This window comes from Bartonella sp. B10834G3 (genome assembly GCF_016102505.1).
GTDB classification, from domain to species: domain Bacteria; phylum Pseudomonadota; class Alphaproteobacteria; order Rhizobiales; family Rhizobiaceae; genus Bartonella; species Bartonella choladocola.
Genome location: NZ_JACFOM010000003.1, coordinates 1 through 19,040, shown reverse-complemented (window position 1 = coordinate 19,040; position 19,040 = coordinate 1). Strand labels below are relative to the sequence as shown.

The following is a 19,040-nucleotide window of genomic DNA, read 5'->3' as shown; positions in this document are numbered from 1 at the left end:
CAGAATAAAAAGGCTGATATATCAATACGATAAAGGTATGAAACAAACCGAAAAAGCGGAAACGCCAGAAAACGGGCATGAACGCGCCGAATGAATATCTAATGGCGAATGATTATCTGAAATTGGTCGAAGGATAAACAAATCTTGGTGAAAACGGAGAGACACGAAAACAAAAGTTTAGCCATTCACGATCAAAATAACGCTTTCGCAAGCGGTTAAGCGGGCGAGTATAACGATCAATGATAAGCAGGCGACCGCGCTCATTAACGACAATTCGGTGACCAAGTTAATAAAGTAAAGCCGGTGAGCGAGACCTATCATAAAAATTAAAAGCAGAATCGAACAAACGTAACAGCGGGGAAGTTTTCCGAAAGCCGGAAGAAACTTTAGTGGTGGTAGGCAAGCTCCATTACCGTTGTCGGTGGCAAAATAGGCGCGAATGAACCTATTTTAATAGGCGCGAATGAACATATTTCATTTTTAAAAAGAATGGGCGCCGAAACCTGAAACTCGACTGTTGGCAAAAAGTGGAGAGAAATAAATGCGGGCGCTAAAAATTCATGCGTCAAGTCAATCATGAAAGTCGTAAACGGGTTTCGTATTTGATAATGAAAAAACGGGGTGAAGCCCTGAATATTCCATTAAAAGTTCATGCTCTTTCGAGCGACGAGGTTTGTGTTTTTGATTTTTGCACATTGCCCGAAGTCTGAGCGGCTTCAATTGAAGCAGTATGCATTTCTTATAAGAAGCTCGCACTCGTTATAAAGTTCAAAATAAAGTGCAGGGTAAAGCTCAGGATAAAGCGCATGCAAAGCGCATGATAAAGCGCAGGGTAAAGCTCAGGGTAGAGTGAAGGCCGTCTATATTGCTTCTCCGGTTAATGTTCAAAGCAAGTTGAGCCAACAAAAAGGCAGATTTTAAAAAACGGGTTATGACGAGGGAAAGCCGGAAATTCCATTATAGGGAAAATTCCCAACCCGATAGCGCAAAATTTGGCACTATTGATCCACCGTTAAACAAAGAAATTTCGTTAGCTATCAAGTGCAAAATTCGCCAACTTTTCGCCAGAGCATCGGCTTTCCATATCATTCGAGAAAAGCAATTCACGGGAAAACCGCTGAACCGGACGGGACACAAGTCAACGTATCTCGACCGGCACAGTCAAAGAACTGTTCCAACCTTCTGGTGGCGTCGGGATAAGGCTCGATTTCCTTCTTTTTGCCAGGGCCTCGGCTTTCCATATCATTCGATAAAAGCAATTCACGGGAAAGCCGCTGAACCGGACGGGACACAAGTCAACGTATCTCGACCGGCACAGTCAAAGAACTGTTCCAACCTTCGGGCGGGGTCGGGATAGGACTTGATTTCTTTCTTTTCGCCAGAGCATCGGCTTTCCATATCATTCGAGAAAAGCAATTCACGGGAAAGCCGCTGAACCGGACGGGACACAAGTCAACGTACCTCGACCGGCACAGTCAAAGAACTGTTCCAACCTTCAGGCGGGGTCGGGATAGGACTTGATTTCTTGACAATTTGCAGTGCCAGATCATCAATTGTCGCATCGCCGGATGAACGCGACGTGTGTGCGCTTGTAATATTGCCCTTCTGGTCAAAGTTGAAAGTGACATAGGTCGTCGAACGACTGTTGGTTGTAGGTTTTTTTGTGCGCGCAGCAATCAGCGCAATACGGCGTTGAACTTTGTTTTGCCACGATGAAACAAGTCTGCCGTTACCGCCAAACACACGGTTTGTTGTCGGGGCTGCATAGGTCGGGCCTCTTTTTGCAACAATTTCCGGCCCCGATGCTTTTTGCGTTACATCACCCCTTTTGACATCTTTTTTCGGCTCTACTTTACGGGCTTCCACTTTCGGTTTTTTGACTTCTTTTTTCGGTTCGGGCTTCTTAACCTCTTCAACCATTTCCGATTTTTGTGGTTCAGGCTCCGGTTGCGGCTTTTCCTCTTCCTGCTTCGGCTCTTCTTTTTCTTCTTCCTGATCTTGAACCATTTCTTCTTTGATAACTTCGGAAATCGTTTCTACATCGGGAGCCGTTGCTTCTTCGGCAAATTCCAGCATGATGCCTTCTGCACCACCCCTTACAACATTCGGGTCGCCACGCATTGTACTTGCCCAATAGCCTAATCCTGCATAAACGGCGAGAACGAAAATGGTTGCCCCCAACCACAGCGGCAGATTATTGGGTTCGTCTATCTCTAAATTGGTCATTTATACGCTACAACTCGAAAGCTCGAAGGGTGATTGTTTCAAGCCCGAACTGTCCTATCGTTCAAGAAAGCAAAACTGTTATTCCTCATTCCGGTTTTTTCATAGTTGAATTGCCGGAATGACCAATCAACCCGTTTATTCATCATTTCAATCCCGAACCACTATCGGACATTCTGTCCTTCCCGAAGGTGGCTCTCGTTCAAAAGTGTGACTCCTTGAAAGCCAAGTGCGACAACTCCCGTGTTTCAAAACAAAGCGCAAAACAAAAAGCCTTTGCCCTTTTGCCTTTAACAATGAAGCTCTGTCAGTTTTGCTCCAACCAGATAAAACAACTCAGGTTCAATCCATGTTTTTTAAAAGTTACCTTAAGCCCACGGTTGAAATCCATGCGTTCAGGGATAACCGGAAAATACATGATATTTTTAATCAACTTAAATATTTTGTAATCCTTGTCAAGCGGTTTTGTCTTCGGAATTGACACGGAAAGGCTGGAAAAAACGGCATTTGTGCCATGTGTCCGGCACAAAAACCGCCCCTTACAACCTTGAAATCACTTATTTAAAAGCGGGAAAAGGAAAAAATTTCGCGAGCCGTCAGGAAATCTCCTCCGACTCGCTGTGGAAAACAGGCTATTTCACGGCGCGATAAAGCAGCATTTGTAAAATCTGTTTGGGAAGGATTTAGTCTGCGCGGTCTTTTTCAACAAATTCCAAAACCGTACCGGCTGCATGATCGGGTGCGATAACAATATTTTTGTTATTTTCCTGTTGAAATGTGATTCCGTTTTCTTCAAGCACATGTTTGGCCGTGCCAATATCTTTTACATGAATAGACAGTCCGGCATAAGCGTGGCGTGCAATTTTTTCCACCTTGAAGGACGGAAAAAGGCGTTTATAGGTTTCCTCTGTCAGGACACGAATAGTGGCTGAATTTTTTCCGGTTGTAACGATAAATTCGCGAGCCTCCTTCTTTACGCTTCCGTCTCTGAAAAGACGTGCATAGCGTTGTGCAATCTCTTCCGGCTCAGAGGCGATTATAGTAACCGATTTAAGGCCGATGGCGCTGTTCTTGTGTGTCATCAATTCAGAACGCCAAACCATATCGCGGGTCTTTTGTTCACACATGAACACTTGCCCATTGGGCACTTCGTTTTGCTCGAAAGCAATTGTCGAAAATGCGGCTCTCCCTGTTTTTCCATCAGGCAGCTTTACCGGTCTGGAAAAACTTTGCACATCCGTCACATCGAAACCCAATTCGGCAAGACTTTTTTTCGCGTTAACTGCATTCGCGATACGTCCGGCTATGGCGTAAAGTCCTTCGCCATATGTTTCAAGGTTATATTTCTTGTCGCGATTGGCCGGTGTTTCTTCGACAATGCCTAAAAGTTCAAAATAATCTTCCGCAAACATCACGGTATAATTGGCTGTTCCTTGTTCTTTGCTATGAACACCGCGGGGTGACAAAGTAAATCCCAAACGGCGGAAGCGATCAGCGTTTTTTTCAAGTTCGCTTGCCAATATGAACACATGATCTATGCCCAGAACCGGATGGCGGTTCAAATCGCATATTGATCCATTGACCGGCGTTGATTGTTTTTCTGCTTTCAGACCGGTCGCGGCCCTTGAAGTTTCTGCGGCCTTTAAAGTTTCTGCGGTCTTTGAATTTTTGTCTGTCTTTGAAGTCTTGATCGGTTGGGACATTGTTTCACCCTGATTGCGCTTGTTTTTAAAAAATATCACGACTCTTGCAAAAACGCCGAGCTAAATATGTGCCGAATAGCGCGGACTTCTGGTAAATTTTCCTCAACACAGGCAGGGTTTTAAAATTTTATATCGTAAAATCTTTATTCTTCGTCAGAATTTCCATGCTCAACCGTTTTTTTTAACTTTGATGAAGTCGCAGCTTCGTCTTATGAGCGCTTTCTCATGAGAAAAACCGAAGACAATATGGCAAATAGAACAGTATTATAGTGCAATAAAATGGCGAAAGCGCGGAGCCGGTGAATGGGGATGTGCGCCCGTTTCAGGAAGTAGAATTGATGATAACGCGGGTTATTTGCCGATTGGAAACTTTTCCATTTGGCAATCCCGATTTTTGCACCAATCCCGTTTTTTGCACAAAACATTCTTCCCGTTTTTTAAGTTCGGGGTTTTAACAAGAAATACCGGAAGTTTTTAAAAGAAAACAACATTTTGAAAGCTCTATGATGATCTCGCATTCTGAAACGGAAATAAGGGCGGGGAGTTTTAAAAAACAGAAGGTCGGAAATACCATTTTCAATTTTTCATAGAGTTGAAATTTAACGAGTATTAATTTCCAATCTTTCTAATCAAAAAAGAATAATTTTTTAAGTTTTTCAAAAGTTCAAAAGTGGCATCTGTTCAAAAATTCAATTGAAGCTTTATTCTTGGGGGCAAGTGAATTTTCAAACCGGTCGGCCATTGGGTGCATGAGAGCGATAAAAACCCGTCGCAAGTGCAAGAACAAAACGACGTTTCCCGAAGCAACCGGATTTGAAGATATTGACGAATTCAATAAAGGCGCAACGATTTGAAGGGCGGCACCGAAATGAAAAATTTGTTCAAAAAATTTCTTATTGCTTCATCTGTTGTTTCTGTCCTTTCTGTTGGTATGTCGGCGCTTCAGGCAGCAGAACCGGTAGAAGGTGGCACACTGATTTATCTCGACAAACAGGTACACACCAATCTCTATTCACCACTTGCCGGTACTTATACAAATGGCGGTATTCTCAACCAGATAACCGATCGTTTGACATATCAAAATCCGCAAACGCTCGAAATCGAGCCATGGCTTGCCAAATCCTGGTCGTTCAACGACGATAAAACCGTTTATGAATTCAAATTGCGCGAGGGCGTAACCTTTTCGGATGGAACGCCGCTTGACGCGACAATTGTTGCCAAAAACTTCGACACCTATGGCCTTGGCAATAAGGATTTGCACCAACCGGTTTCGGAAGTGGTAAACAATTATGACCATAGTGAAGTTGTTGATCCTTTAACAGTGCGTTTTCACTTCAAACGTCCTTCACCGGGGTTTTTGCAGGCAACCTCGACGATCAATTCCGGAATTGTTTCACCAAAAACATTGGCACTTTCCTTTGACGCCATGGGAAATGCCACAAAAATAATTGGTACCGGCCCATTTTATGTCGACAGTGAAACGCTTGGCAAAGAAATTGTTTTGAAGGTTCGCAAGGATTATAATTGGGCGCCGGAAAAATCACCCCATCAGGGACGCGCTTATCTCGATGAATTGAAATATCTGACTGTTCCGGAAGACAGCGTGCGTATTGGCGCATTGATTGCCGGTCAGGCGCAGTTTATCAGGCAGTTGCAAGCCTATGACGAAGATCGCGTCAAAAAGTCGGGGAATATCGTCTATTCGGTTGGCACTCGCGGTATCAACAATTCGATCGTCTTTCGCCCCGATAACGAGCTTGTAGCCGATTTGAAGGTGCGTGAGGCATTGCGTTTTGCGACCAATCGTCCGGAAATTCTGAAAACGCTTTATTCATCAAATTATCCGCTGGCCACATCTATCATGGCACATAATGCTTTCGGTTACTCCGACCAAAGTGCAAAACTTCAATTCGATCAGGCGAAGGCACAGGCACTCCTTGATGAAGCCGGCTTTAAAACAGGAGCGGATGGTATTCGTGAAAAAAACGGGAAAAAGCTTGTGCTTACTGCTTATGAGGCGATCCATCAGCCACAAAACAAAGCCATGTTGCAATTGGTTTCCCAACAGTGGAAGCGCGTCGGCGTTATTTTGAATGTCAAAACATTTGATGGAACCAATGCAGTGATCGACAATCTTGATCCGCAAAAAACTCCGGTGATGCCACATATGGTCGGGCGTGCTGATCCGGACGTGTTGAAAAGCCTGTTTTATCCCAAGAATCGTGATGCTTTATTGCAAAAAGGCGGTTTGAGCGACAAAGTCGTCAGTTTTGTTGATGATAAGCTGAACAAACAACTGGAAGACATTTCGGCAGAAACCGATCCGGTCAAACGCAATGCCGAACTTATTGCAGCAACCGATTATATTCTCGATCAGGCCTATGCCATTCCTATCTTTGAAGAACCGCAGGTTTATGGTGGCTCCGCAAAAGTCAAGGGTATCGGTTTTGAATCTGTCGGCCGTCCAAGTTTCTACAATAGCTGGATAGAAAAGTAGGATGATCGCGAAAAAGTAGCATGGTCGCGAAATTGCCAGCCTGTCGCATTGCCGGTTCGCGAAATTGACCGGCTGGCAAATCGAACCTTGATTTGAAATGTCCCGTTTAACAAGCCGGTTTAAAAACACTTTTGTCGAACGGGAAGAGATCAGCAAATTTTTTGCCGGAATGACAGTTTCAAGATGAGGCTTCCGACAAAAATAATGGCACCGGACTTTCTTCAAAAAAGCGGTCGAACATTTCTTTTGATGAAAAGTGAAGATTTCTTTTTAAGGAAAATCAGGGTGCGTTTTAACAAAAGCTCTCGTTAAAAGTTGGAAAACTGGTGAGAGTAAAGCACAAAGCCCGAAGGTTTATAATGCTCAAAATCGGTTTCTATCGTCTTTTACAAGCCATTGTGGTTCTCTGGGCGGCATTCACTGCAACCTTTATTTTGTTGCAAATTCTCCCCGGCGACGCGATTTTAGTCAAGTTTCTTAACCCCGAATATGGGCTGAACGCCACTGAAATTGCCAATCTGCGCGCCAATTACGGCATTGATGAACCCAAAATTATCCAATATTTCAAAACGATAGGTAATTTTTTGCATGGCGATCTCGGCTATTCGGTACAAGCAGGGGTTCCGGTTTCCGACCTTATTCTTACAAATTTGCCGGCGACTTTGAAACTTGCCGGTTTGGGATTTCTGGTCGCGCTGATACTGGCTTTTCTGATTGCTCTCTTGTTCAGTTTTTCGCCGTTTCAGGGCTTGAGAAATTTATTTTTCGGCCTACCCGGTCTTTTTCTCGCCATTCCGTTGTTTTGGCTGGGCATCCTGCTTGTGCAAATATTTTCGTTCTATTTAGGGTGGATTTCCGTCATTGTTCCGGGTCCCATTGAAGCAATGATATTGCCGGTTGCGGCTTTAGCCGTTCCGATTTCTGCACCGCTTGCACAAATTCTGATGCGTTCGCTTGATGAAATCGAATTAAGCCCGTTTATAATGGTATTGAAATCGAAAGGCGCGTCACATCTTCGCATTCTTGTTTGTCATTGTCTGCGCAATTGTGCACTGCCGGTTTTGACGATTGCAGGGCTGCTGTTCGGCGAACTGATAAGCGGCGCGGTGGTGACGGAGACTGTCTTCGGTTTGAACGGTATCGGCAAAATAACAGAACAGGCGGTACGTTCGCAGGATGTTGGCGTGCTTCAGGCCATCGTCATTGTATCATCTGCGGCATTTGTATTCATCAATCTCGTCATAGATCTGTTTTTTCCGTTAATCGACCCGCGGCTGAAACAAAAAGGCTGGAGGCGTTAAATGAGCAATACCGACTTTATCGACGTTTCAAATGTGCCGGAAAAGGCAAAAATCGTAACCATTAAAAGAGTGGAACCGGGGCTTGTCATTGCTATTGCCATTCTGGTTATTGCATTTTTATTTGTCATTATGCCATGGGCATTTACTTCATATAGTCCGGTTGACGAGGTTGGAGAGCATCTCGTTGCTCCGAATTTCACACATATTTTCGGAACCGACGAATTGGGGCGTGACCTTTACGCTCGTATTGTCTATGGGGCGGTGCATTCGCTAACCGGTGCTTTGGCAGCGGTTCTTTTCGGTTTCATTCTCGGCGGTTTTCTGGGACTGGTTTCGGGAAGTATCGGCGGCCTTGTCGACACAATCATCATGCGCATTGTCGATGTGCTTTTGTCTATTCCCTCGCTGCTTTTGTCACTCAGTGTGATTACGCTTATGGGTTTCGGGAGTTTACAGATCGCAGTGGCTGTCGGGGTTACCTCTGTGGCCGGATTTTCAAGACTTATGCGTGCCGAAGTGGCGCGTATCAAAAGCCTTGATTATATCGAGGCAGCCTATGGTTCGGGCGCAACATTTTTTGCAGTCATATGGCGACATATCCTGCCCAATGCACTTTATACGGTTATCAGCTATGCTGCATTGCAATTCGGTCATGCTTTGTTGCAAATCGCCACATTGGGTTTCCTTGGGTACGGTGTCCAGCCGCCAACACCGGAATGGGGGCTTATTATTGCCGAGGGGCGCAATTATATTGCGACCGGTTGGTGGTTGACGACAATTCCGGGGCTGGTCACAATTGCCGTGGTCTTGAGTTTCAATCGCATAAGCCGCTTGTTTAGCGCGAAGGGCAGGTGGTGAAAATGCCGCTTCTTGACGTACAAAATCTTTCTGTCTCCTATTTTGATAACGGGCGTTGGAACGAGGTAACGCATAATGTCTCGTTTACGCTTGAAAGTGGTGAAGCATTGGCACTCGTTGGTGAATCCGGTTCCGGAAAAACCACAACCGCACAAGCAATACTCGGACTTCTGCAACCGAATGCCCGCATCGAAACGGGAAAAATTTTTCTGAACGGCAAGGATCTCGGAGGCTTTTCAAAATCCCGACTTCAAGCATTACGCGGAAAAGTCATGAGCCTTATCCCGCAAGATCCTTCTTCTTCGCTTGATCCGTTGATGAAGATCGGCAAGCAGATTGGCGAAATTTTTCGCATTCATAAAGCCTGCCCGTCACATCTTATAAAATCCCGCGTGGTTGAACTTTTGAGAGAAGTCGGGCTTGATGAACCGGAACGTCGTGCAGAACAATATCCCCATGAGCTATCAGGGGGAATGCGACAGCGTGTTTTGATTGCTATAGCGATTGCTTTAAAACCGCAACTTATCATTGCGGATGAACCCACTTCCGCTCTCGATGTAACAGTGCAAAAGTTGATTCTCGATCTCATCGACGATATTCGCGTCAATTCAGGCGCTTCGCTTCTTATGGTAACGCATGATCTTGGTGTCGCATCCGACCGTGCCGATAAAATCGTTGTCATGAAAGACGGACGTGTGGAAGAAGCCGGTGAAAGCCAGATTGTGTTGTCGTCGCCCGAACAGGAATATACCAGAAAGCTTGTAGCCAATGATCCGTCATTAACGCATGTTCCGGCACGCGGGAAAAAATGGCACGATGATAAAACGATTGTTGAAGTTAAAAATCTGGTGATAGATTATGCGGGTAAACAATCGTTTCGGGCGGTGGAAGATTTATCTTTCAGCGTTAAGCGCGGCACTACCCATGCGATTGTCGGCGAATCCGGTTCCGGAAAAACCAGCGCAATCCGTGCGCTTTGTGGTTTTATCAAACCGGCTAGCGGGACAATTACAATCGACGGGAGTGATATGGTTCATCTTAAAGGTGAGGAACTGCGCCATTTCCGCCGCCGTATCCAGCTTGTTTCACAAAATCCGTTCGGTTCGCTTGATCCGCGTTACACGATTGGCAAAATTATCGAAGAGCCGTTGCTGAACTATCCCCACGAAGACAAGCAGCGCCGGCGCGCCCGTGTTATGGAGCTCCTCGATCAGGTGGAATTGCCAAAAGCGGTATTTGACCGCCTGCCGAGAGGGCTTTCAGGCGGGCAACGTCAACGAGTTGCTATTGCTCGCGCGCTGGTTCTCAATCCTGATATTGTTGTTCTTGATGAAGCGGTTTCGGCGCTGGATGTTACAGTGCAAGCTCAAATACTGTCGCTTCTCGACCGTTTGCAACAGGAATATACATTGACTTACGTTTTCGTCAGTCACGATTTGTCTGTTGTACGCCAGATATCCGACAGTGTTACGGTTCTTAAACACGGCCACGAGGTGGAAAGCGGTGATGTCGAGCAGATATTTACCCATCCACGTGAAAAATATACGCGAGATCTTATCGCTGCTATTCCGGGTAAGAAAAACGCACTTCATCAATCGCTTTTGGGAGCACAATTATAAATAACGAGCAGAGTTCCAATCGTTCCGACAATTATAGGTTAAAAATCATTGCCCGACCGTTATAGGATGAATATGACCATGCGAGCCGTTTCATCAAAAGGAAAAGACAACAGCTTGGAAACTTTTTGCGGCTTTTTGAATAATAGTGGTTGCGTCGAATCGTTTAATATTTTTCGGAATTTTATCAATCAACCGGTTTCAGCAATCAAGTTTTCCATAATAGGTTTTAGACAACCGTCTTTTGCGCTGTCTTTTCTAAAATAAGGGTAATGCCTCCATGCAGGTTTTTACCTTCACATATCGGTCTTTTATCGGGCTGAAATTGACAGAACGAAACAATCGAATTTCAAGCAAAAAGAATTATTCTGCCGGTCTCGTTGGCAGAACCTCTCGATATATGTTGATGACGCTATTCCTCGGCAAAGATGTAAAGAGGTTGTGGGCGACTTTCATCGTGAATGCGAGATCTCCATATTGGACGGATTTGGAAAGCGGGCGCAGCTCACTGACGATATTGTGAAGCAGAAGTTTGTGAATTTTGATTCAAAAAAATAGAACAACATATTGAAATTAAAATACTTTTATAAGTAAAAGAGCGGGTTTTTAGAGACTGTTTCTCGTCAGAAAAAGAGAAATTTTTGTTTAAAAGTTAGACGAAAAAATAGGTTATTCTAATCGAAAAAGTCGCTATTTCCGGAATAAAAATTTAAAACTGTTGACAATATCGTGTTTAAGGCAACTCTGATATTTGAATCCGGTATAATTAAGGGTTATAACGGGTTGCCAGCATAGATTATTCGCGTCATATCGTGATTTATATGGTGGCAGAAAGTAATATAGCTAAAACGATGTGTAAATTTGTTGCGCTGGGGGTGATATGTGCGCACCCGTTTCCGCGTTGAGGATATTTTACGAAATTTTTATTTACCTTCGGGGTTAGTTATCTAAGGAAGTTTTTCCATGAAAAGATGTGTGCCTGTCTTGGCTCTTTCCCTGCCATTGACGGTCTTTGCGCTATCTACGGCAGCTTTTGGTGCAAGTAGTGCGAAAGCCTCTCTGCAATCTCCACAATCTTTAACTGTTGATATTTATCGCGCAACCGAAAATGGTCTCGGCCATCAAATGGGCGAAGTCACCATTACCGAAAGTGCCTATGGTCTCGTGTTTACTCCGAAGCTGAAGGAACTGAGGCCTGGGCTTTATGCATTTCATATTCACGTCAATCCTGATTGTGGTTTGGCAAGTAAAAATGGCAAAGTCGACATTGCCGGGCTTGCCGGTGGCCATCTTGATCCACAAAACACCAACCGCCATTCTGCTCCATGGGATGATAATGGTCATCTTGGTGATTTGCCGCCGCTCTACGTGGACGAGAAGGGCAATGCAACATTGCCGGTTCTGGCGCCAAAATTGAAAAAGCTGGACGATGTGCGCGGACATTCGCTCATGATCCACTCCGGACAAGACAACTATTCTGATGCTCCCGACCAGATGGAGAGTATGGGCGCCCGCTACGGTTGCGGCGTAATTCGCTAAATTCGCACTGTAAAAAGGCTCTGATTGAAAGAGCCTTTTTACCATTGTCTATTCGTTGTTTTACCAACAAACGGACACAGAAATTCCGCGCGTTTATCAGCCGAGTGATTTAGCTATAAAATTCATGGAATATCCGCGACGACACATATCGTTAAGCATGAAACGTGGACAAGCATGATTTTGTAATTCGGTTATAGCGATTCCGGACAGGCTATTTGTGTGCCATAGATCGCCTTTCAGAGCACGATCGGCTTTCATCTTTGCACAATTCTGGCCTATTATTACCGGTCGCAACCATTTTCCGGCTATTTTTTCGACAAGTCAGTCAAGCAAACAAAGATTGAAGCCCACATTTTCAGTATAAGCGATGTTTCCGGTTTAATGAAGCGATGGACACTGTCACTCTAACCGTTGTTTTTTAACGGGCTGTGAGCGTTTTTGAATGCCGGTTTCATGAGGTAAAGCTTGCATATGATGCGACTTTCTTCACCGGTTTTCATGACCGCCCGTTTCAAGCTTTTATGCAACATAATAATCTCTTTTGGAACATAGTTCGTTCCATTCCGTTCTATAACCAAACAACAATCGAAAAACACCATGCCACGGATAAGGATTATGTTTTTTAAATGGTGGCTTTATCGACATTGAAGGGCAGACAATGGGAAAGGCAAACAATGGGCGTTTTTATGGGACGTGACTTATTTTCGGTATCATCGCAAATGCGCGAGTTACGGGAACGTGCGGGCTTGTCGACAATTGATATGGCCAAAAGCCTTGGTGTTGCGAGCGCTGATATAATCGAAAGCTATGAAGACGAAAATGCTTTTACACCCGACTATTTCTCCATTGAACTGACGGAAAAGATAGCCCGCGTTTTGATCGGACTGGGCAAACCGTCTATTCGTCCCGACGAAGTTTGGGCATTGGCTTTGCCTGATGCACGCACGCGGCTTCTTGCCAATCGTAAGGAGGCTTATAATGAAAGTGTCACCGTGCGTATTCCGCCGGAAATAGTCACCGGACAACTCGCTGCCAATATTATGGAAATGGCAGCCGCAAATTCTGAAGATGGGGTTGTTCCATCTGCAACCGGAAACAAAAAGGGAAAAAAACTGAAACCAGCGGATAATAGCCCCGTCAAAAAGGGTAAAAAGTCGCGAAACAAACAAGGAAAAAATAACATCGAACATTCAAGAGAAGAGAATATGAAAACAATCTATCAACCGGTTCTCATAGACGAGCCATTGGAAGCTTTTAATGAAAGTCGTTTGAAAAGCGTTGAAGACAGCCTTGTCGATTTCGAGCAGAACCGCCTGTTGCCGGTTTATGGACAGGAGGTCGGTGGAGAACATGGCGAATTCGATCTTGATGGCAATGTTTTATATGAAGTGTCATGCCCGCCGCAACTTATCCGGACAGTCGACGCTTATGCTGTCGAAATATCGGGAGAAACGATGTGGCCACGTTATCGTGATGGAGAAATTGTTTATTGTGATCCGACAAGGCGTGTGAAAAAAGGTGATTTTGTTGTCGCGCAAGTTATGTCGGATGATAATTCGGTTGCCCCCAAAGCATTTGTAAAAATGTTTTCTCATCATACTGATAAAGAGCTTGTACTCGAACAATTCAATCCGCCACGGAAGCTTGTTTTTCCTCATGACAAGGTTTTGTCAGTTCACACCATCACCTTTTCCGGCTCATCATTCGCGGATGCCGCTTGAGGTTTAATGCGAATATAAATCCTCGCATAACCACAAGCAGGTTTTCAGGCTTATTGCATCGGATGTGATATTGAGCTTCCCCTTTTGACCGCAAAAAAATCCGCACATATTTGTATCATTTGTGTGCGGATAGGGCGGTGAAAGGGGAAGTTTTTTGTTACTGGAACAGATTTTTATAACAATTTGAAATATCTATGTTTTAGTCAAACGGGAAAAATATATGTTTTGTTGATAAAATGATTCATATTTCTTTCTTAACGTATTGTTTACGAATGAATAATTCAGCTTTTTAATAATTCGGTTGAACGAGTGTTAAAAACACTATTAGGAATCTTGAACTTTCATCTGTTTCACGATGATAAAGCGGGCAAATAATCGTGCGTTTTATCGTGATCCGGTTATGAATTTCCGGTTCAGCAAGGTGTCCGTTTGTATCAAAAAATAGAATCAAGCGGGTTTTTACAAAACTTTCGATAATTTTATATTATGAATCTGTTCAGAATGTTTGAATATCTTGATTGGTGTTTATCCGGTCGGCCTCAGGGGTGCGAGTTCCGGTTATGGCACATTGCATCCGGTATTTCCTTTTCCAACTGCTATAATTTTAGATCAAAAGTGAAGCGATCGAAGTGGACAGCATGAATTTTTTGATCGGGACAAGCTTTAAAGATTTATACAATTTTTTGATTTTGCAAGGAGAGGTAAATTCGGGGCAATCAACTTTTGATGTTGTGGTTGTTCAGAAAAATTTGTTCATCCGGCTTGGTGGTGCGTCCGATGATTTTATTGCGTTGCGGAAAACGCCCGAAACGTTTGATAATATCGTGCCGGATTTCAGCTTCGCGCAATAGGTCGGCATTGTTCAAAGCAGTAAATAGTTCAATACTCTTTTCCTGATCGGCAAGTTTCTCCGAATGCGCGAATGGCATATAGAGAAAACCGCGTAATTCCGGATTAGTCCGTTGATCTGTCTCATTCTCCAAAGCCAGACGGGCGGTTTTTAGTGCATCATAGTCGCTGCAATAAGCCCGTGGATCATTACGGAACATGTTGCGGGAAAACTGGTCAAATACAAGAATCAAAGCCAGCAAGCCGTCATCGCTTGCCTGCCATGACCTCAAACGCCCTGAGAGCGCCGTTTGCCAAAGTAAAAAATATTTGTCACTTATTTCTTTGCCAAACTGCTCGTCTTCACCGAACCATTTTTCTTTTCCGGCATATTGCCAAAAAAAGATTATCTCGTGTGGTTCAATTTGCCGTCCACCCATTCATGTGCACCCCGAACTTGGGTATTTTCCAATATTTCAACAATAAGCTTATCATGCACGCGATTCATAATAATAGGAAGAGGAAAATTAACATCCTGCTATATTTATCAAAAAAGAATAATAATTATAATTCCACTAAAGGTTGAAAATTGATTATTGCTATTTTTAATTTGAAAAATTCTAAACTTTATGAATTTTTTTAAAAATATTTTTGTATTTTTAGTCGTATAAATATATGTTAATTATAAAGTTGTAATTTTCATTAACTGTATAAAATTTCACAATTATTTATTGGATTTGGGCTTTGTGCTCATCACATTAGCAAAACATTTATAATCCTTCCGCGGACACAAAACCTGATTGCCGACAAATTTCAGTGAACCCGATTTTCGGGGGGGGCGCGACTGAACGGGAAGTCATCAGGTAAGCCCGGTTCACTACAATAGAACAATATTGCACCATAACAATCTATCACCTGAAAGTGCGTCACTCTTGTCAAATTTTGTTGAAGGCTGTGTCTTTCGCAACTGCCGAGTTTTCACCCCAAAAAAATAAAGGGAATTTTGTAATCACGATTCCGTGAACGTTGAACGGACATGTGATTAGTATTCAGCCGGCTAGTTTCTTAAGTCAGTAGCAAGAGATGTTCATCAAGTCGACGATTTGAACGGTCTTTTAAAAAAACGGATAACCCGATCAGATGCGGGGATTCCGGAAATAAAAATAAAAAGAAGGAGAGTTTATTATGAAAAGATTAATGCTTGTCGCATCTGCTTTGCTATTGGGCGTAAGCAGCGCTTTTGCCGGTAATAGTTTTGGTGATGGTAGCCGGGTAAACCACTATGTCATCGGTCATTCAACCAACGTTCCGAGTGAGCAGTTCAAAGGCAAAGATAAAGCCTATTTCTATCGTGGCGATGGTTCGGTTGAGGACTCCTACTATCCGGGGCGTCATCTGAACTCTCCTGTTTCCCGGCATGGTGTGAGCGATCAGGAAATGCATAATTTTGATGATGGTTCGCCAGTAAATCATAACATGTAATTTCATCATTGCTACGATTTTTGAAAGCCCGGAGGTCATTCCTCCGGGTTTTTGTTTGCGAATTCTGTTCCGAATAATTAAAAGTAATTTAGACAAATAAAATAATTTCAAAACTATCAAACCAAGGGAAGAGAAATTCAAAATGACAAAGGTTTTAATATTGGGAGCAGGCGGGATTGGTGGCTATTTTGGCGGGCGGTTGCATGAAGCCGGAGGGGACGTGACTTTTCTTGTGCGTCCGGCAAGACAAAAACTGCTTCAGGAACATGGATTGCGTATAAAAAGCCCGGCAGGCGATCTGACAGCACAAGTCAAAACCATTACAAAAGAAGAGCTTTCCCGACAGGTTTCGCAAGGTATAACCTACGATTACGTGTTTCTTACAGCCAAAGCATATGATCTTCAAAGCGCGATTGATTCAATCCGTCCTGCTATGGGAAAAAACACCGTTCTTGTACCGGCATTGAATGGATTGGCGCATATTGATCGTTTGAATAAAGAGTTCGACAAAAATAACGTATTGGCCGGTTCCGTTATTATCCAGTCGACACTGACAGCCGAAGGCATTGTTTTACACCTCAACGACGACGCGATCGGAGTTTTCGGCTCTCAAGAGGTCGGTGAAGACGAACGTGCAATCCGCTTTGCCAGTCTTTTTGACAATGCCAAAGGTGTAGAAGTGAGGGCCGTAAAAAATGCCATACAGCGTATGTGGAACAAATGGGTGCGGCTTGCTACACTTGCCGGTATGACATGTTTGATGCGGGCAAATGTCGGAGAAATCAACCGCGCTCCGGGCGGGCAGGAAGCAATGATGGATTTTCTCGTTAAAAACGGTGAAATCGCAAAGGCTTCCGGCTATCCTCTTCTCGCCGGACAGATTGACGAGATGAGCGCTTTTTTCAAAGATTCGCGGTCACTGGCAACAGCTTCCATGTTGCGTGATATAGAAGCAGGTCACCAAACCGAAGGCGACCATATTTTGGGTGATTTGTTAAATCGGGCAAAGCATTTCGGCATTACACATCCTTTGCTTTCACTCGCTTATACAAATGTCAAAGCCTATGACGAACGCCGTCTTTCCGGTCGCGATAAGAAAAATTAGGCGGTTTTTTGACAGTCTGAAACAGTATGACCGAAAGCTGTAAAGAACGGCGCGGTGTTTTGAAAGCTGATAGCCTGCGGGTTGAATGCGATCCTAATTCCGATGGCAGACGTTGCGGGGTGGCTATCGGCTTCCTTTTATAATGGCTCTTTATAAGAAATGCCGGATAAGGACTGCCGGATAAGGAATGCCGGATAAGGACTGCCGGATAAGGAATGCCGGATAAGGAATACCGGAATTGCCCACACTTCCGCTTTGAAGAGACAAAGCCTTATTCTCATCATTGATCGTTCTCTAGCAACCGGGGAAGGGGGGCTTTTTGACTGTGAAATCCGGTTACAACGGGAAAATCTTGCATTGATCGTGTTTTCGCCCGCGAACGGGAAAGCAAATAACAAAAGAGCAGGTTTATACCTGCTCTTTCAATCAATTTTGTTGCAAATAGCCGTCAAGCCAATGTTTCGCGGTGCCATTCAATCGAAAGCTGTTCCTTGAAAGCAAATCGTAAAAGGTGCTGGTCAAAAATACCTTCAATTTTGATTGCTTCAAATTCATTAGGTGACACAATCTGAACAACGAGAGAGTTTGTTTCGGCAAACATGTCAACGGTAACATCATCGGAAAAAGGGATGTGAGCCTCTTTTTCATTAAATGTCAGATCCGGAAATTTATGGCTCCAATGTTTTGCAAGCTGTTGAAGATATTTGCCAGCATTTTCTGTCTCGATGATTGCACGCGAACGAATGGTCATTTCAGTTTCCTCCGGAATCTTCCTGTCAGTAGTCTTGCACTTTAGATAGGTATTTTTATTTGCGTCAACTATAAGCAAGGCTAAAAATAGATAAGAGATCGAAACATTTCCAATCAAACATGTTTTGAAAACCCGAATTGTTTGGCTTGAAAGTCAATCAAAAAGCCGCAACAGGCAGCTATTGCCGTTAAAATAGTCATCAAATGCCTGAAAAAATGATTTAAAAAACTGAAAAAATTGCGTTCGGGTGGGCTTGTCCCATCCGGTCAATAATGAGCAGGTTCCGACAGATGTTGGATAGCTGTTGAGAATTGTTGAATATCATCTCAATTCGTCAGGTATAAACATAGTTTTACCGAAGATTTTCATCTTTAAAGTGTGCAGAGATTGATTTAACCCTTAGATCAACTGGCGATATACAATAATCGGGTTTATGGTAAACGGGGGACTTCGTTACTGTTGTTTGACATTGCATTTTTGAGTAAGTTTGCTGTTTTAATGTGAACCTTTATGTTGACGTTAAAAACGTAACGTCAACATCAACGAAATAAAAACATTTTAATTAGTATTGAATTAATACTCAAAATGATGGTAACCTTCAAATTGGATTCTTGTTTTCTGTCGTAAAAACAAGTGGGGACCGGTTTTTACGATTATATTCAACTCGGGGATTGAATATGAGGGGTGGTTTTTTAAGTCGTTTTGCAAACAAAACGATTTCGTGGCTTACAATATTCTTTTATATTTGTTCGACATTTCTTCTTACGATCGCACAGGCGGATGCAGCACAGAGAAACCGTGATCGTCAGTATGAGGGGGCTTATGGTAGCAACTCTTATCACGGTGGTGGTTATCAGGGTGGTGATTATCAATCGCGAGGTTTGAATCCTGATAGTTATGGTAGCTCATCGTTAAATGATACCTATTCGACGCCGGTGATGACACGCGCCTATGTGCTGGTGTCCGGTGATACGCTGGATAATGTTGCCAAACGCTATAATCTGAGTGTTGAGGGGTTGCGTCGTCTCAATCAGGATCGCTTCTTCAAGAACGGCTTTGACAAGGTAACGGTGGGGGATACGGTTTATGTTCCGCTGTCACCGGTTTCTGATGACATGGCGCATTATCTCGAAACGGGATCCTCGCAGGATAGTGCAATCAGTTCGCTGGCAACACGGGCAGGGCAATTTCTTTCCAATGGTGGTCATAGCAGTGAACTGGAAAATATGGCCAAAGGATATTTTTCGGGTAAGGCCAATGGCGAGATCAATCGCTGGTTCAACCAGTTCGGCACGTCCCGCATCCAGTTGAATGTTGATGATGGCTTTTCGTTAAAAAATTCGCAATTCGAGATGTTGTTGCCGGTTTATGACAAAGGCAACAGTCTTGCGTTTACACAAACCTCCATTCATCGCA

At 43.8% G+C, this 19,040-nt stretch carries 14 protein-coding genes; 9 read left to right on the top strand and 5 right to left on the bottom strand.

The annotated features are described in order from the left end of the window. Window positions 1–1,452: 1,452 nt before the first annotated feature. Together H3S94_RS09240 and H3S94_RS09235 are read right to left on the bottom strand one after the other, a co-directional pair. Window positions 1,453–2,226 (bottom strand): TonB family protein, encoded by a 774-nt coding sequence (locus H3S94_RS09240; protein ID WP_077992876.1) that lies wholly within the window; start codon window positions 2,224–2,226, stop codon window positions 1,453–1,455. A gap of 680 nt (window positions 2,227–2,906) precedes the next feature. Further along, window positions 2,907–3,926, bottom strand: coding sequence for a VOC family protein (locus H3S94_RS09235; protein ID WP_198240884.1), 1,020 nt, complete (start codon window positions 3,924–3,926; stop codon window positions 2,907–2,909). 868 nt (window positions 3,927–4,794) lie between these two features. Between H3S94_RS09235 and H3S94_RS09230 the strand changes: the two genes are divergently transcribed. From H3S94_RS09230 to sodC, 5 genes are all read left to right on the top strand, one after another. Further along, window positions 4,795–6,423, top strand: a complete 1,629-nt coding sequence (locus H3S94_RS09230) for a TIGR04028 family ABC transporter substrate-binding protein (RefSeq protein ID WP_198240883.1) — start codon at window positions 4,795–4,797, stop codon at window positions 6,421–6,423. Between the two features lie 359 nt (window positions 6,424–6,782). After that, window positions 6,783–7,724, top strand: coding sequence for an ABC transporter permease (locus H3S94_RS09225; protein WP_198240882.1), 942 nt, complete (start codon window positions 6,783–6,785; stop codon window positions 7,722–7,724). Beyond that, a complete protein-coding gene (locus H3S94_RS09220) occupies window positions 7,725–8,582 on the top strand; it encodes an ABC transporter permease (protein WP_198240881.1) in 858 nt (285 codons plus the stop codon). A gap of 2 nt (window positions 8,583–8,584) precedes the next feature. Continuing rightward, window positions 8,585–10,201: an ABC transporter ATP-binding protein gene (locus H3S94_RS09215; protein ID WP_198240880.1), complete on the top strand. Its 1,617-nt coding sequence runs from the start codon at window positions 8,585–8,587 to the stop codon at window positions 10,199–10,201. A gap of 960 nt (window positions 10,202–11,161) precedes the next feature. After that, window positions 11,162–11,737: a superoxide dismutase family protein gene (gene sodC / locus H3S94_RS09210; protein WP_198240879.1), complete on the top strand. Its 576-nt coding sequence runs from the start codon at window positions 11,162–11,164 to the stop codon at window positions 11,735–11,737. A 404-nt stretch (window positions 11,738–12,141) separates the two neighbouring features. Here the strand turns inward: sodC and H3S94_RS12000 are convergent, their stop codons facing one another. Further along, the gene (locus H3S94_RS12000) at window positions 12,142–12,267 is read right to left on the bottom strand and encodes a hypothetical protein (protein ID WP_255520165.1); all 126 of its coding nucleotides are present in this window, start codon (window positions 12,265–12,267) and stop codon (window positions 12,142–12,144) included. A 96-nt stretch (window positions 12,268–12,363) separates the two neighbouring features. On the opposite strand from H3S94_RS12000, the gene H3S94_RS11910 reads away from it, so the two are divergent. After that, window positions 12,364–13,458: a S24 family peptidase gene (locus tag H3S94_RS11910; protein WP_246786480.1), complete on the top strand. Its 1,095-nt coding sequence runs from the start codon at window positions 12,364–12,366 to the stop codon at window positions 13,456–13,458. Window positions 13,459–14,174: 716 nt separating this feature from the next. Here H3S94_RS11910 and H3S94_RS09200 read toward each other — a convergent pair. Then, a complete protein-coding gene (locus H3S94_RS09200; protein WP_077992859.1) occupies window positions 14,175–14,726 on the bottom strand; it encodes a DUF924 family protein in 552 nt (183 codons plus the stop codon). Between the two features lie 745 nt (window positions 14,727–15,471). Between H3S94_RS09200 and H3S94_RS09195 the strand changes: the two genes are divergently transcribed. Next, the gene (locus tag H3S94_RS09195; protein ID WP_198231364.1) at window positions 15,472–15,768 is read left to right on the top strand and encodes a hypothetical protein; all 297 of its coding nucleotides are present in this window, start codon (window positions 15,472–15,474) and stop codon (window positions 15,766–15,768) included. A 142-nt stretch (window positions 15,769–15,910) separates the two neighbouring features. Continuing rightward, window positions 15,911–16,873: a ketopantoate reductase family protein gene (locus H3S94_RS09190; protein ID WP_198240878.1), complete on the top strand. Its 963-nt coding sequence runs from the start codon at window positions 15,911–15,913 to the stop codon at window positions 16,871–16,873. A 448-nt stretch (window positions 16,874–17,321) separates the two neighbouring features. On the opposite strand, the gene H3S94_RS09185 is transcribed toward H3S94_RS09190, so the two are convergent. After that, the gene (locus H3S94_RS09185) at window positions 17,322–17,624 is read right to left on the bottom strand and encodes a DUF2218 domain-containing protein (protein ID WP_077992850.1); all 303 of its coding nucleotides are present in this window, start codon (window positions 17,622–17,624) and stop codon (window positions 17,322–17,324) included. Window positions 17,625–18,301: 677 nt separating this feature from the next. Here H3S94_RS09185 and H3S94_RS09180 point away from each other — a divergent pair. After that, a partial coding sequence (locus H3S94_RS09180) for an inverse autotransporter beta domain-containing protein (protein WP_198240877.1) occupies window positions 18,302–19,040 on the top strand: 739 nt, incomplete at its 3' end.

Coding starts and splice junctions, on each gene's coding strand:
- H3S94_RS09240 (WP_077992876.1), bottom strand. CDS start 2,226: ATGACCAATTTAGAGATAGACGAACCCAATAATCTGCCGCTGTGGTTG.
- H3S94_RS09235 (WP_198240884.1), bottom strand. CDS start 3,926: ATGTCCCAACCGATCAAGACTTCAAAGACAGACAAAAATTCAAAGACC.
- H3S94_RS09230 (WP_198240883.1), top strand. CDS start 4,795: ATGAAAAATTTGTTCAAAAAATTTCTTATTGCTTCATCTGTTGTTTCT.
- H3S94_RS09225 (WP_198240882.1), top strand. CDS start 6,783: ATGCTCAAAATCGGTTTCTATCGTCTTTTACAAGCCATTGTGGTTCTC.
- H3S94_RS09220 (WP_198240881.1), top strand. CDS start 7,725: ATGAGCAATACCGACTTTATCGACGTTTCAAATGTGCCGGAAAAGGCA.
- H3S94_RS09215 (WP_198240880.1), top strand. CDS start 8,585: ATGCCGCTTCTTGACGTACAAAATCTTTCTGTCTCCTATTTTGATAAC.
- sodC (WP_198240879.1), top strand. CDS start 11,162: ATGAAAAGATGTGTGCCTGTCTTGGCTCTTTCCCTGCCATTGACGGTC.
- H3S94_RS12000 (WP_255520165.1), bottom strand. CDS start 12,267: ATGTTGCATAAAAGCTTGAAACGGGCGGTCATGAAAACCGGTGAAGAA.
- H3S94_RS11910 (WP_246786480.1), top strand. CDS start 12,364: ATGGTGGCTTTATCGACATTGAAGGGCAGACAATGGGAAAGGCAAACA.
- H3S94_RS09200 (WP_077992859.1), bottom strand. CDS start 14,726: ATGGGTGGACGGCAAATTGAACCACACGAGATAATCTTTTTTTGGCAA.
- H3S94_RS09195 (WP_198231364.1), top strand. CDS start 15,472: ATGAAAAGATTAATGCTTGTCGCATCTGCTTTGCTATTGGGCGTAAGC.
- H3S94_RS09190 (WP_198240878.1), top strand. CDS start 15,911: ATGACAAAGGTTTTAATATTGGGAGCAGGCGGGATTGGTGGCTATTTT.
- H3S94_RS09185 (WP_077992850.1), bottom strand. CDS start 17,624: ATGACCATTCGTTCGCGTGCAATCATCGAGACAGAAAATGCTGGCAAA.